This window comes from Lichenibacterium ramalinae (assembly GCF_004137085.1).
Taxonomy (GTDB): domain Bacteria; phylum Pseudomonadota; class Alphaproteobacteria; order Rhizobiales; family Beijerinckiaceae; genus Lichenihabitans; species Lichenihabitans ramalinae.
This window is the reverse complement of the sequence record NZ_QYBC01000001.1, coordinates 63,081-76,133: the sequence shown is the minus strand read 5'-3', so window position 1 is coordinate 76,133 and position 13,053 is coordinate 63,081. Positions and strand designations below refer to the sequence as shown.

General features: G+C 71.0%; 11 protein-coding genes. 7 read left to right on the top strand and 4 right to left on the bottom strand.

What is annotated here, in order from left to right:
• Positions 1-17: 17 nt before the first annotated feature.
• Positions 18-1,349 carry an MFS transporter gene (tcuC, locus tag D3272_RS00355; protein ID WP_129217089.1) on the top strand — a complete coding sequence of 444 codons (1,332 nt, stop codon included), beginning with the start codon at positions 18-20 and terminating at the stop codon, positions 1,347-1,349.
• Between the two features lie 40 nt (positions 1,350-1,389).
• Here the strand turns inward: tcuC and D3272_RS00350 are convergent, their stop codons facing one another.
• From D3272_RS00350 to D3272_RS00340, 3 genes are all read right to left on the bottom strand, one after another.
• Positions 1,390-2,619: a hypothetical protein gene (locus D3272_RS00350; protein ID WP_129217088.1), complete on the bottom strand. Its 1,230-nt coding sequence runs from the start codon at positions 2,617-2,619 to the stop codon at positions 1,390-1,392.
• 90 nt (positions 2,620-2,709) lie between these two features.
• Positions 2,710-3,492, bottom strand: coding sequence for an outer membrane protein (locus tag D3272_RS00345; RefSeq protein ID WP_165361150.1), 783 nt, complete (start codon positions 3,490-3,492; stop codon positions 2,710-2,712).
• Between the two features lie 178 nt (positions 3,493-3,670).
• On the bottom strand, positions 3,671-4,549 hold the full coding sequence (locus tag D3272_RS00340; RefSeq protein WP_129217086.1) for an outer membrane protein: 879 nt from the start codon (positions 4,547-4,549) through the stop codon (positions 3,671-3,673).
• 330 nt (positions 4,550-4,879) lie between these two features.
• On the opposite strand from D3272_RS00340, the gene ispH reads away from it, so the two are divergent.
• Complete coding sequence (gene ispH / locus D3272_RS00335; protein ID WP_129217435.1) at positions 4,880-5,812, top strand: 4-hydroxy-3-methylbut-2-enyl diphosphate reductase; 933 nt, start codon at positions 4,880-4,882, stop codon at positions 5,810-5,812.
• Between the two features lie 44 nt (positions 5,813-5,856).
• Complete coding sequence (gene hpnH / locus D3272_RS00330; protein ID WP_129217085.1) at positions 5,857-7,041, top strand: adenosyl-hopene transferase HpnH; 1,185 nt, start codon at positions 5,857-5,859, stop codon at positions 7,039-7,041.
• A 165-nt stretch (positions 7,042-7,206) separates the two neighbouring features.
• Here the strand turns inward: hpnH and D3272_RS00325 are convergent, their stop codons facing one another.
• Positions 7,207-7,803 carry a glutathione S-transferase family protein gene (locus tag D3272_RS00325; protein ID WP_129217084.1) on the bottom strand — a complete coding sequence of 199 codons (597 nt, stop codon included), beginning with the start codon at positions 7,801-7,803 and terminating at the stop codon, positions 7,207-7,209.
• Positions 7,804-7,956: 153 nt separating this feature from the next.
• Between D3272_RS00325 and D3272_RS00320 the strand changes: the two genes are divergently transcribed.
• From D3272_RS00320 to gloB, 4 genes are all read left to right on the top strand, one after another.
• Entirely contained in the window at positions 7,957-8,256 is a 300-nt protein-coding gene (locus D3272_RS00320; protein ID WP_129217083.1) for a hypothetical protein, read from the top strand.
• Positions 8,257-8,489: 233 nt separating this feature from the next.
• Entirely contained in the window at positions 8,490-9,200 is a 711-nt protein-coding gene (locus D3272_RS00315; RefSeq protein WP_129217082.1) for a hypothetical protein, read from the top strand.
• A 145-nt stretch (positions 9,201-9,345) separates the two neighbouring features.
• Positions 9,346-12,087 (top strand): TIGR02302 family protein, encoded by a 2,742-nt coding sequence (locus D3272_RS00310; RefSeq protein ID WP_245496298.1) that lies wholly within the window; start codon positions 9,346-9,348, stop codon positions 12,085-12,087.
• A 182-nt stretch (positions 12,088-12,269) separates the two neighbouring features.
• On the top strand, positions 12,270-13,040 hold the full coding sequence (gene gloB / locus D3272_RS00305; RefSeq protein ID WP_129217080.1) for a hydroxyacylglutathione hydrolase: 771 nt from the start codon (positions 12,270-12,272) through the stop codon (positions 13,038-13,040).
• The last annotated feature ends 13 nt before the right edge of the window (positions 13,041-13,053 follow it).

Sequence of the window (13,053 nt, the reverse complement as noted above, 5' to 3'; positions counted from 1 at the left end):
GAGGGAGGATCGAGTCGATGAGCCTGACACGCGAGGACCGGAACCGCAGGATCGGAAGCGTGTTCCGCGTGGCCACCGGCAACTTCCTCGAACAATACGACTTCTTCGTCTACGGCATCTATGCCGCCTATATCGGCCGGACGTTCTTCCCGACCGAGAACGAGTTCGCCTCCCTGATGGCGTCGCTCGGGGCCTTCGCCATCAGCTTCCTCATGCGGCCGCTCGGCGCTATCGTGCTCGGCGCCTACATCGACCGGCACGGCCGCCGCCAGGGCCTCATCGTCACGCTGGCGCTGATGGCCTTGGGCACCCTGACGCTGGCTTTGACGCCGGGCTATGCGACGATCGGCGTCGCCGCGCCGATCATCATCGTGCTGGGCCGCTTGCTGCAGGGCTTCTCCGCCGGGGCCGAGCTCGGCGGCGTCTCGGTCTATCTCGCCGAGATCGCCACGCCGGGCCGCCGCGGCTTCTACACATCCTGGCAGAGCGGCAGCCAGCAGGTCGCCGTGGTCTTCGCGGCGCTGCTCGGCGCGCTGCTCTCGGTCATCCTGTCCCCGGCCGACATGGCGGCCTGGGGCTGGCGCGTGCCGCTGCTGATCGGCTGCGCCATCATCCCCATCATCCTGTGGCTGCGCCGCTCGCTGGAGGAGACGGAGGAGTTCCGGCGCATGGAGAAGGCCAAGCGTACGGGCGAGCTGCTGCTGCTGCTTCGGGCCCAATGGGCGCTGGTCGTGGCCGGGCTGGGCCTCGTCGCCACCACGACGACGCTGTTCTACTTCACCACCATCTACACGCCGACCTTCGGCAGCCAGGCCCTGCACCTCGACCCGACCAGCGTGCTGGGCGTCACGGTGTGCATCGGCCTCTCCAACCTCGTGTGGCTGCCGGTCGGCGGGTCGCTGTCCGACCGCTTCGGCCGCATCCCGCTGCTGGTTCTGGTACCGATCCTCGCCATCGTCACGGCCTATCCCGCCTTGGCTTGGCTGGCGTCCGCGCCGAGCTTCGGCAAGCTCCTGGCGGTGGAGCTGATGTTCTCGGCCTTCTTCGGCCTCTACAACGGCGCCATGATCCCGCACCTCACCGAGATCATTCCGCCGCAGATCCGCACCGCGGGCTTCTCGCTCGCCTACAGCCTCGCCACCGCCATCTTCGGAGGCGTGACGCCGCTCGTGTCCACCTACCTCATCCAGGTGACCGGGAGCCGCGCCGCCCCGGCGCTCTGGCTCGCCGCGGCGGGCGCCATCAGCCTGGTGGCGGCGCTGGCGTCGCGGCGCTATGCCGTGCCGGCCGGCCGGGCGACGACCCCGGCCTCGGCCAGGCCCGGTGTCGCGCGGAGCCCGCGCCGGTAGAGCCCGTGAGGCCCGCCCGCGACCGGGCCGGGTCCGCGCGTCAGCCGTGGAAGCGGAACACGTTGGGGTGGGTGATCAGGTCGGCCTTGGTCACCCCGTCGAGTTTGATCGTATCCGTCCGGCTGAGATGGATCACCGCGCTGCCATCGAGCGCCGTTGTGGTGTGGTGCATCACCTGGGCCAGCGTGCTGAAGACGGACTGAGGCAGGCTGAGGACGTCGTGTTCGATGCCCGTCGGGCTTTGGGCGGCGCTGAGGTACTGGAAATTGGTGACTTCGTCCTGGCCGAAGCCATGGCGGAACAGGAAGGTGGTGTCGCCGGTGCCGTCGCCGGTCATCACGTCGTCGTAGGCGCTGCGGATCACCGCGCCCGTTGACGAGCCGCCGTTGATGGTCGGGCCGCCGTTGTTGCTGCGGCCCACTACGCTGCCGTCTGCCGCGTAGGAGGTCGTCGCCGCGACGCCGCCGGAAGCGCCGTGGTCGACCTCCTGGTAGACGTAGGGGCTGCCCACCACGCCGGCCGTGATGGTGAAGGAGCTTTGCGATGAGGCGACCTGGCCCGAGACGCCCATCGCCACGGCGGTGAAGACGTGGGTGCCGGGGGCCACGTGGGCGTCGAAAGACCAGGTGCCGTCCGTGCCGAGGGTGGCGTAGCCGAGGGGTTTGGCGCTGGACAGGAGAGCGCCGCTGGCGGGATCGACGGTCGATGCCGCTGACCCGTCGAAGATCTCGATGGCGGAGGTGCTGCCATAAGCCGAGGTGGTGCCGGTGAGCAGCGCCTCGGTCGAGCCTGCGAAGGTCGCGGTCGGGTCGAAGGCGATGGACAGGGGGGCGGCCGCATCGCCGTTCAGCGCCACCGCGGTCTGGCTGACCAGCGTGCCGGAGCCGTCGTAGTTGCTGATGCGGGTGAAGACGCCGGAGCTGTTCTCGTCGAGTTCCTGGTAGACATAAGGCTGGTTCTGGATGCCCGTCACCAGCCGGTAGGGCGAGTTGATCGTGTAGCTGGCGCCCGTCAGCTCCGTCACGGTGGCGGTCAGGATGTGCTTGCCGGCCGGCAGTGTGGCGATGACGCCCCATTTCGCGTTCGACGACTGGAAGCCGCCGGTGCTGGCGAGCGGCGTGCCGCCGTCCGAGATCTCGATGTTGGCAATGTCTGTCGCGTTGGTGGCGGTTCCGGTGATGAGGACCGTGCCGGGCCCGTCCGCCGGCTCGAAGACGGCCGAGCTGTCGAAATAGGCATGGGTGACGGGCTGGCTGTCGGTGGAGCTCATCGCGACTGATTCCGTGTTGGACGATCCGCGTGGAGACCTTGAGACGCGATGGTTAACTCCGCGCTACGCGGCTGCCTCCCGTTGCGAGCTTCAATCGATCATGTAGCGCAGGCCGACCCGGACCTGCTGCTCGGTGATGGAGCGTGTGGTGCTGGTCACGGGGAAGAGCGGGACCGTGGTGCGGCCGAGGTCGAGGTAGCGGTAGCCGATGTCGGCCAGCATGTGGGGGCCGAACGCGTAGGAGAAGCCCGCCATGGCGGCCCAGGCGAACTGGTAGTCGGTGCGGCTCGGCACGCTCGACGTCACCAGGGTCCCGGTCCGGGGGTCGGTGATGCCGCTCGCCAGGGCGTTGCCGTTGATGCCGATGCTGCCGTCCTGGTGGGTGCCGGCGACGCCCGCGCCCGCGCCGATGTAGGGCGTCAGGCCGAACCAGTTGCCGAGGTCGACGTAGCCGTTGACCAGCCCGTCCCACCGCCACACGTTGGTCTCGTGGTTGACCGTGCAGGCGGTGCCGCAGGACGTGTTGGCGGCGTAATGGAACGGGTCGAGGTAGTCGGCGGTGATGTCGGCCCTGAACCAGTCGTTGAACTTGTAGCCGCCGCCGCCGCCGAAGGCGTAGCCCCAGGCGGTGCTGTCGCGCCCGAAGGTCGGGGCGGCGCTTTGGAGCGACAGCCGCGGCTTGTCCTCGGGGCCGAACGAGGCGTCGCCGCGCAGGTACCAGCCGGTGCCGAACTCCAACGGCGCGTCGGGCGGGGCGGGGGTCGAGCCGGGGGCGTAGTAGGACGGCATGTCGGCGGCGGTCGCCGGCGCCGCGGGGAGAAGTGCGGCGGCGGCCGACAATGCCGCCGCGACCGATGCCGTTCCGAGCCGCATGGATCCAGATCCCCCGTTCGCGTGCCGGATGGGGCGCGCGTCAATCCCATGGAAACCATAACGGCCAGGGTTTAAGCGGGGCTTAACCACGTGGACGGGACGTGGCGATGGCGACCATAAAACGAAAACGGGCCCCTTCGGGCCCGTTTCGTCGCAATCTCGTCTGTCGATCCGAGGATCAGTACTTGCGCACCAGCGGCGGGGCGGGCGGGGGCGGGTAATAGGGCGCCGGGGCCGGCGCGGCATAGCCGGCGTCGCCGAAGAGCCAGCGCATGCCGATCTTCACGTCCTGCGAGGCGAGGCCGATCTTCTGCACCTCGTGCGGGCACACGCCCGTGTTCTGGCAGTTGATGGCGCCGGACCGGACATCGCCCATGTCGAGGTAGCGATAGGCGAGTTCGAGCTTCAGGTTGGGCGTGACGTCGTAGGCGATGCCGACCGTGCCCTGGTAGGCGAGGTTGATGCCGCTGCGCTCGCGGGCGTAGCCGAAGCCCGTGTTGCTGCCGCCGACGCCGATGTCGGTGAGGTTCGAGACCCGGTTGAACGCGCCGCCGACGCCGCCACCGACGAAGACGCCGAAGCGGTTCCAGTGGAACGCGTCGATGTAGACGTTGGCCAGGGCCACCGTGCTCTGCACCTGGCCCGTGTAGGTGTCGAAGGAGCGGCCGGCATCGCGCGGCACGTTGAAGAAGCCGGAATTGTAGCTCTCGACGGCGTTGAGGCCCTGGCTGGTGCGGTACTCGCCGGTGGCGTCGAAGCGCAGCCAGTTGTTGACCTGGTAGCCGACGCCGCCGCCGGCGAAGGCCGAGTCGCCGAGGCTGCGCTCGTCGAAGCGCGGGTTCGGCACCGTCACGTCGGCGTCGAACGAGGAGCGGATGTCGGGCCGGAGGGCGGAGCCGACGCCCACGTCGCCGCGCAGGTACCAGCCGCCGAACTCGACGGGCTCGGGCTCGATCTGTTCGAAGGGCGGGGGCGGGGGCAGGTCTGCGGCGCGGGCCGTGCCGAAGGCGCCGAACGCCGCAGCTCCCGCGAGAAGAAGGGCTTTCAGCTTGCCCATGATTCGGAGTCCTCTTGATATGGCGCGGGGCACTGGCACCTCGCATTCGGCCAATAGAGGCAGGATCGCAGGCACTGCTTAAGGGGAGTTTAACCCTAACGGACGATCTATAGATGCCGTAACGGCACCCTCCGGCCGAGTGTCGACCGCCTGTCTCGCGGCGGCAACAGGTGGCGAGGATCTGCCGCCGGGCCGCTGCGCGATGTTGCGACGGCGGGGCTTTTTGCCTAACCACATGAGATCGTGTGTCACTTTCGGGCACGCCGTGGGCGTCAGGACGCGCCCGCACAGGATGGGGACGGGATGATCGGTGAGCCGACACAGCGGGCGATGAAGGTCGTGCTGGCGCAGCCGCGCGGATTCTGCGCCGGCGTGGTCAGGGCGATCGAGATCGTCGAGCGCGCGCTCGCCAAGCACGGCGCCCCGGTCTACGTGCGCCACGAGATCGTGCACAACCGCCACGTGGTCGAAACCCTGAAGGGCAAGGGCGCCATCTTCGTCGAGGACGTCGGCGAGGTGCCGCCGGGCGCCGTGACGGTGTTCAGCGCCCACGGGGTGGCGCGCTCCGTCGAGCATGCCGCCGCCGCCCGCGGCCTGCGGGTGCTCGACGCCACCTGTCCGCTCGTCGCCAAGGTGCACGCGCAGGGCACGCGCTACGCCGCCCAGGGCCGCACCGTCGTCCTCATCGGCCATGCCGGCCATCCCGAGGTGGTGGGGACGCTGGGCCGCGTGCCCGAGCCGGTCCACCTCGTCGCCAGCGTCGCCGACGTCGCGGCGCTGACCGTCCCGGACGACGCGCCCGTCGCCTACATCACCCAGACGACGCTGTCGGTCGACGACACCCGCGCCATCATCGCGGCGTTGCAGGCGCGCTATGCGGACATCGTGGGTCCCGAAACGCGCGACATCTGCTACGCCACGCAGAACAGGCAGAATTCGGTGCGCGACCTCGGCCGCGTGGCCGACGTCATCCTGGTCGTCGGCGCCAACAATTCGTCGAACTCCAACCGTCTGCGCGAGATCGGCAGCGAGTTCGACATCCCGAGCTACCTCGTGGCGGACGGCGACATGCTGGAGGCCGACTGGGTGAAGGACGCCGAGGTCGTGGGCGTCACGGCCGGCGCTTCGGCGCCGGAAGTCCTCGTCGAGGACGTGATCGACGCGCTCCGCCGTCTCCGCCCGGTCGAAGTCTCGACCCTTCCGGGCATCGAGGAGACGATCTCGTTTCGCTTGCCGGCCGAGCTTGCCGACATCGGACAATAACCCCACGGCCGGCCGCATCGCTGCGCGGCCTGAAGGAGTTGAACTTGGGCATTCCCTTCCACCAGACGGCGCGCATCGGCGCCTACGTGCTGAAGCAGCACCTGTCCGGTCGCAAGCGCTACCCGCTCGTGCTGATGCTCGAGCCGCTGTTCCGCTGCAACCTCGCCTGCGCGGGCTGCGGCAAGATCGACTATCCGGACAAGATCCTCAACCAGCGCGTGTCCTATGCCGATGCCATGAAGGCCATCGACGAGTGCGGTGCGCCGGTCATCTCCATCGCGGGCGGCGAGCCGCTGCTCCACAAGGAGATGCCCGAGATCGTCCGCGGCGCCATCGCCAAGAAGAAGTTCGTGACGCTGTGCACCAATGCGCTGCTCATGGAAAAGAAGCTCGACCAGTACAAGCCGAGCCCGTTCTTCAACTGGTCGGTGCATCTCGACGGCGACGAGACGATGCACGACAAGTCCGTCTGCCAGACGGGCGTCTACGACAAGGCCGTCGCCGCCATCAAGGCCGCCAAGGCCAAGGGCTTCCGCGTCAACATCAACACCACGCTGTTCAACGACGCCGATCCCGAGAAGGCCGCGCGCTTCTTCGACACCATGACGGAGATGGGCATCGACGGCATCACGGTGTCGCCGGGCTACGCCTACGAGCGCGCGCCCGACCAGCAGCATTTCCTCAACCGCGCCAAGACCAAGGAGCTGTTCCGGGGCATCTTCGCCCGCGGCAAGGGCGGCAAGGCCTGGCCCTGGTTCCAGTCGCCGCTGTTCCTGGACTTCCTCGCCGGCAACCAGACCTATAGCTGCACGCCCTGGGGCAACCCGACCTTCACGGTGTTCGGCTGGCAGAAGCCCTGCTACCTGCTCGGCGAAGGCTATGCCCAGAGCTTCACGGAGCTGATGGACACGACCGAGTGGGACAAGTACGGCACCGGCAACTACGAGAAATGCGCCGACTGCATGGTCCACTGCGGCTTCGAGGCCACGGCCGTGAAGGATGCCGTCAAGGCGCCCTGGAAGATGCTGACACTGGCGGTGAAGGGCATCAGGACCCAGGGCCCGACCGCGCCCGACATCTCGCTGGCCAACCAGCGTCCCGCCGATTTCGTCTTCTCGCGCCACGTCCAGGCGAAGATGGAGGAGATCGACACCTTCGAGAAGACGACCGGCAAGTCGTTCAGCAAGGTCGCCAACGACCGCGTCAAGCCGATGGAAGCCGCCGAATAGGCAGCGCCATCTCCGTCCGGTCGAGGGGCGTGGCGCGTGGCGCCGCGCCCCTTTCCGTTGGGGGCAGGGGAGAGGCCTCGGGCGCCGCGCTGATAGGCGCCACGCACCTCGGCGACATGCCTCCACGAGCGCCGCGGTTCTCTGCCCCGGCGCGCCTGAGCCCCGTCAGGTCGGCTTGACGCGGGTCGTCTCGAAGGCCGGCACAGCGGCCGCGAAACCGTCGAGCCAGGCCACCAGCGCGGGATGGGTGTCGCGCCACTCTCCGGCGAAGCGCAGGTCGAGATAGCCGAGCGCGCAGGCGAGCGCGATGTGGCCGACCGTGACGGGACCTTCCGGCGGGGCCGCCTCGAGCGCCGCCAGGCCACGCGACACCTTGCCGGCCTGGTGATCGGTCCAGGTCGCGTCCCGCCGCGGCTCCTCGCGCCACCGCCCCTCGTAGACCTGCAGCAGGGCCGCGTCCGCGATGCCGTCCGCCAGGGCCTCGAGCCGCAGGGCGGCGAAGCGCGGGGCGATCTCGGCGGGGATGATCCGCCCGCCGCCCGCCACCGCGTCGAGATAGGCCACGATCACCCGTGAATCGAACAGCGTCGTGCCGTCCTCCATCACGAGCGTCGGGATCTTGCCGAGCGGGTTCTCGCGGCGCAGCGAATCCGTCGGGCTCATCGTGTCGGCCTCCACGACCGACAGGGTGACGCCCAGCACGGCGGCGGCGAGCTTGACCTTGCGGCCGAAGGGTGAGGCGGGGGAGGAACGGAGGATCATGGCGGGCCTGTCGCGGTTGGGTGCTGGCGCCTTAACAGGTCCGACGGCGTCCGGAAAGACACGGCGCCCGCCATCCGCCGGACGCTGAATGAACGTTCATTGACACGATGAGAATGACCGTTCATTCTCCCCTCACCGCGAAGGGAGCTGGCCATGATCCGCATCCACCCGACCGACCTCGACGTCCTGTCGCCGAATGCCCTCTACGCCGCCCGGAGCGCCCGCCATCACGCTGCACGGCGCGGCTTCGCGCTGCTGCGGGAGGCCTGCGCGCCGGGCCTCGTCCTGCCGGCGGCGCTGCTCGCCTTCGGGTGCTATGCCCTGCTGGTCTTGACCGGTGCGGGGCCGGACAGCTGGCAGGTGCGCCTCTGTGCCAACGGCAACCTCGACCTCCGGTCCTGCCAGGCCGCCAGTCCCGTGGTGGGGCCGGCGAACCGCGATGTCCTGCGCTGAGGGTCGGCGAACGCACGCCCGCTCTTCTTGAAACCCAGAGCGGGCCCGTCCGAGCCGTGGCATCGCCGGCATTAGTCTCGACTTAACCTTACCGCTGTACGTGGGTAAATGTCCCACGGTTTCGATCGACCCGGGCCGGTTTTGGGGAGCCGGGCCGGACAGCCGCCGCCGTGGGCTTTGTCAGCCCCCGTCCCGCCATGCCGGGACGGCGCCAACACGCCGGAGACCGTCCCATGTCGGTGACACTCAGCACGCACAGCCACCACCATCACATCGCCCGCACCCAGCAGAGCGCGACGATCGGCCAGGCGACCGCCGATACCGCGACTGGCAGCGGCACGTCGTCGACGACGAGCGACACCGCCGCCGGCAGCACCGCCGTTGACGCCAGCGGCACCAGCTCGGCCCTGTCGAACTTCCTGTCCGTCCTGTCGCAGATCCAGACCGGGTCCGGTGCGGACGCGGGCGATGATTCCGGAGCGGACGCCGACAGCTCCGCCTCCGGCAGCCTCGGGGGTCCGGGTGGGCCCGGTGGCCCGCCGCCCGGGCCGCCGCCGTCCACCTCGGCCGACGGCACGTCCGCGACCGGTTCCACGGATGCCAGCAGCACGCTGGCGGCCGCGTTGAAGCAGTTGCAGAGCCTGCTCACCACCATCGGCGACGACCTCGGCACCGCCACGGCCGATGCCGGACCGACGAGCGGCGCCACTGCGGCGACGTCGTCCTCCGTCGCATCCTCGTCCGTCGCGTCGTCGTCCACGGCGTCGTCGTCCAGCCCGTCGTCCTCCGGCGCAGCCGTCGCCTCGGCGTCGGGCGCGGCGGACGACACCTCCGCGACGGGCGCCTCGGGCTCGACCGCCGACACCACCAGGCTGCAACGCCTGCTCCAGGCGCTCCAGGCCTATGCGGCCCAGGGCGGCGGGAACACCGCGGCCGCCGCCTGACGCGCCGGCCGGCGACGCGACCCTCCGCGCGGCTGTGTCGCCGCGCGGGCGCGCCGGCTCATTCGCGTTTCCCGCCGTTTGTCCCTAGATTGGGGCCGGGGTGCCGGCCTTGGCCGCGGCCCGGAGACGGGATCGGAGTGTGGCCGTGCCGAACCGAGATGAGAAGCGTGGCGTGCTGGACGGGCTCGTCGCCCGGGCCCTGGCCGTCCTGGTGTTCGAGCGGCTTTGGCCCGTCGCCGTCGCGGTTCTGGCCGTCGCTGCCCTGTTCCTGGCCATGTCCTGGTTCGGACTGTGGCTGATCCTGCCCCATGCCGTGCGGCCCCTCGGCGTGGCGCTCTTCGCGGCGGCGTTCGGCTTCGCGCTGTACCGCGCCTGGCAGGGCCGGTTGCCGGGGCGACGCGACGCGCTCGCCCGGCTCGATCGTGACTCCGGCCTGCCGCATCGCCCCATCTCGTCCGCCGAGGACGCGCTGGCCGATGCCGCCGCCGACCCGACCACGCGCGCCCTCTGGGCGCTGCACCGTCGGCGGCTCGACGAGGCGCTCGGCCGCGTGCGCGTGCGGGCGCCCTCGCCCCGCATGGTCGAGCGCGACCGCTATGCCCTGCGGGCGGGGGCGCTCCTCCTGCTGGCGGCCGGCGCCTTCGTGGCCGGGCCGGAGCGCGACGGCCGGCTCCTCGCCGCCTTCGACTGGTTCGGCGCCGGTGCGCCGGGGGCGGGGTTCCGCCTCGACAGCTGGATCGACCCGCCCGCCTACACGGGCCGGCCGCCCGTGGTCCTGTCGGGCCCGGGCGTGCAGGCCGATGCCGCCTCCGCCGCCGCGCCGCGCGCCATCGCGGCGCCGGTGGGCTCCGCCCTGGTGGTGCGCGCCTCGGGCGAGGGCCGGGTGGAGGTGGAAGCCGAGGGCGACATCAAGCCGGCCCCGGTCGAGGTCGCCGCGGGCGCGGTGCCGGCGGCCGGTCGCGCGCCGGACGCCCGGCTGCCGACCGGCGGTGCCGGCCAGGCGCCCGGCGAAACCGAGCGGCGCCTCGTCATGGCGGGCGACGGGCGCGTGACGGTGAAGCGCGACGGCGCGCCGGTCGCCGTCTACGCCCTCTCCGCCATCCCCGACCAGCCGCCCACCATCGCGCTCGAAGGGCGGCCCCAGCGCAATGCCCGCGGCTCGATGACGCTGCGCTACAAGATCGGCGACGATTACGGGGTGGTGGGCGCCGAGGGCCTGCTGTCCGACCCGGTGGTCGCCGGCAAACCCGTCACGGGCCGCACCCTGGTGCCGCCGCCCAAGCTGTCCCTGGCACTGCCGGCGGCGCCCCGCGGTCTCGGCTCAGGCGAGACGACGGCCGACCTCGCCGACAGCCCCTGGGCGGGAGCCACCGCGGCGCTGGTTCTGACGGCCCGGGACGAGGGCGGCAACACCGGGCGCAGCGCGCCCGTCAGCGTGGTGCTGCCGGCCCGCAGCTTTTCCCAGCCGCTGGCCCGCGCCCTCGTCGAGCAGCGGCGCGACCTCGTGCTCGACCCCGACCACCACGGCGGCGTCGACACCGCGCTCGACGCCCTGACCCTGGCGCCGGACCTGTTCGACACGCCGCCGGCCGTCTTCCTGGGGCTGCGCACGGCCCGCGCGCGGCTCGACGCCGCCCGTTCGGATGCCGACCTCGTCGGCGTGTCCGACCTCCTTTGGGCCATGGCGCTGCAGATCGAGGAGGGGGACCTGTCGAAGACCGAGCAGGACCTGAAGGCGCTTCAGCAGGAGCTGAAGGATGCGCTGGCCCGCAACGCCCCGCCCGAGGAGATAAAGCGCCTCACCGAAGCCCTGCGCCGGCAGCTCGACAAGTTCCTGGCCGAGATGGCCCGCAAGGCCGAGCCCTCCGAGCGCGCCGACCGGCAGGGACCCGACGACCGTGCCCGCACCGTCACGCCGAAGCAGCTCCAGGACATGGTCGACCGGATGGAGCAGGCGGCCCGCAACGGCGACGTCGCCGAGGCGCAACGCATGCTCGACCAGTTGCGGGGCGTGCTCGACAACCTGAAGACCGCCAAGCGCCGGTCCGGGGCCCAGCAGCAGGCGCAGCGCCAGGCCAACCAGGCGATGAGCGACCTCGACCGCATGACGCGCGACCAGCAGGCGTTGCGCGACCAGACGTTCAAGGACGGGCGCGATGCCCGCAAGGCCCAGCGCGAGGGCGACGACGACCAGGACGCGCCGATGGACGACGGCCAGGGCGGCGGGCAGGACGGCGATCAGGCGCAGGGCGACCCCTCGGCGCCCGGGCAGGGTCAGGAGCAGGGCCAGTCGGGCCAAGGACAGTCCGGCCAAGGACAGTCGGGCAAAGGGGGCCAGTCCGGCAAGGGCCAGTCGGGCGCCGGCGGCGACCTGCAGGGCCGTCAGAACGCGCTGCGCCAGAAGCTCGGGCAGTTGCAGCGTCAGATGCGCGAGATGGGGCTCGAGGGCGAGAAGGGGTTCGAGGCAGCCGGCCGGGCCATGCAGGATGCCGAGAACGCGCTCGGCGAAGGCCAGGGCGGCAACGACCGCGCCGTCGAGGCCCAGGGCCGCGCCCTGCGCGGCCTGCAGCAGGGCGCCCAGGGGTTGGCCAAGCAGATGGCGCAAGGCCAGGGCCAGGGCGACGGGCAGCAGCAGGCGCAGGACGGCGAGGGACAGGACGACGGCACCGGCGGCCCGAACGGGCAGGAGACGGATCCGCTCGGCCGGCCGCGGCGCCAGCGCGACTCCACGCTGCCGGACAACAGCTTCGGCGGCAAGGACATCCACGCCGGCGGGCTCGCCGCCCGTGCCCGCCAGGTGCTGGAGGAGCTGCGTCGGCGGCTCGGCGACCCGTCCCGGCCCCAGGTCGAGCAGGACTATCTTGAGCGATTGCTGAAGCGCTACTGACCGCCGCGCCCCCGGACCGGGAGCGCGGCCTCCGGCGCCGTGCCGGAGCGGAGCGGCCGAAGGCGAAAGCGCTCTATGTCGGTTTTTCGACGATCCCGGTCACCGTGTCGGGCGTTGTGGCGTGCGGTGGGACGAGGGACGCTGTAGAGCGTCGGCCCGACCCTTCGAGTCGAGGACTCAGCATGACGGCGCATTTCCACCAGTTCCCCTGCCTGTCGGACAATTACGGCGTGCTGGTCCATGATTCCGCGACGGGCTCGACGGCCGCCATCGATGCGCCCGAGGCCGAGGCCGTGCTCCGGGCGCTCGACGAGACGGGCTGGACGCTGACCGACATCCTGGTGACGCATCACCACGGCGACCACGTCGACGGCATCCCGGCGCTGAAGGCCCGGTTTCCCAAGCTGCGCGTCGTGGGCCCGGCGGCGGAAGCCACCAAGATCGGCGGCGTCGACCTCGGCGTGCACGAGGGCGACGAGGTGATGGTGGGCCACCTCGGCGCCAAGGTGATCGCCACGCCGGGCCATACGGCCGGCCACATCGTCTACTGGTTCGAGGAGGCCGGCGTGCTGTTCGCCGGCGACACGCTCTTCTCGCTCGGTTGTGGCCGGGTGCTGGAAACGCCGCTCGAGACCATGTGGGACTCGCTGCTGAAGCTGTCGCAGCTGCCCGGCGACGCCCAGGTCTACTGCGGCCACGAATACACGGCCGGCAACGCCAGGTTCGCCCTTACGGTCGAGCCGGAGAACGCCGTGCTGCGCGAGCGCGCCGCCGCCGTGGAGGCGCTGCGGGCCGACGGCAGGCCGACGCTGCCCACCACCATGGCGCTGGAACTCGCCGCCAACCCTTTCCTGCGCTGCGCCGAGCCCGCCGTTCAGGCCGCGGCGGGCCTGCCGGGCGGCGACCCGGCGGCGGTCTTCGCCGTGCTGCGCGAGCGGAAGAACAAGGCGTGAGCGGCCTCTCGGG

Excerpts from the sequence above, each read along its gene's own strand:
- gloB (WP_129217080.1), top strand. The coding sequence starts at position 12,270 with ATGACGGCGCATTTCCACCAGTTCCCCTGCCTGTCGGACAATTACGGC.
- D3272_RS00350 (WP_129217088.1), bottom strand. The coding sequence starts at position 2,619 with ATGAGCTCCACCGACAGCCAGCCCGTCACCCATGCCTATTTCGACAGC.
- D3272_RS00325 (WP_129217084.1), bottom strand. The coding sequence starts at position 7,803 with ATGATCCTCCGTTCCTCCCCCGCCTCACCCTTCGGCCGCAAGGTCAAG.
- D3272_RS00340 (WP_129217086.1), bottom strand. The coding sequence starts at position 4,549 with ATGGGCAAGCTGAAAGCCCTTCTTCTCGCGGGAGCTGCGGCGTTCGGC.
- D3272_RS00345 (WP_165361150.1), bottom strand. The coding sequence starts at position 3,492 with ATGCGGCTCGGAACGGCATCGGTCGCGGCGGCATTGTCGGCCGCCGCC.
- tcuC (WP_129217089.1), top strand. The coding sequence starts at position 18 with ATGAGCCTGACACGCGAGGACCGGAACCGCAGGATCGGAAGCGTGTTC.
- ispH (WP_129217435.1), top strand. The coding sequence starts at position 4,880 with ATGAAGGTCGTGCTGGCGCAGCCGCGCGGATTCTGCGCCGGCGTGGTC.
- D3272_RS00315 (WP_129217082.1), top strand. The coding sequence starts at position 8,490 with ATGTCGGTGACACTCAGCACGCACAGCCACCACCATCACATCGCCCGC.
- D3272_RS00320 (WP_129217083.1), top strand. The coding sequence starts at position 7,957 with ATGATCCGCATCCACCCGACCGACCTCGACGTCCTGTCGCCGAATGCC.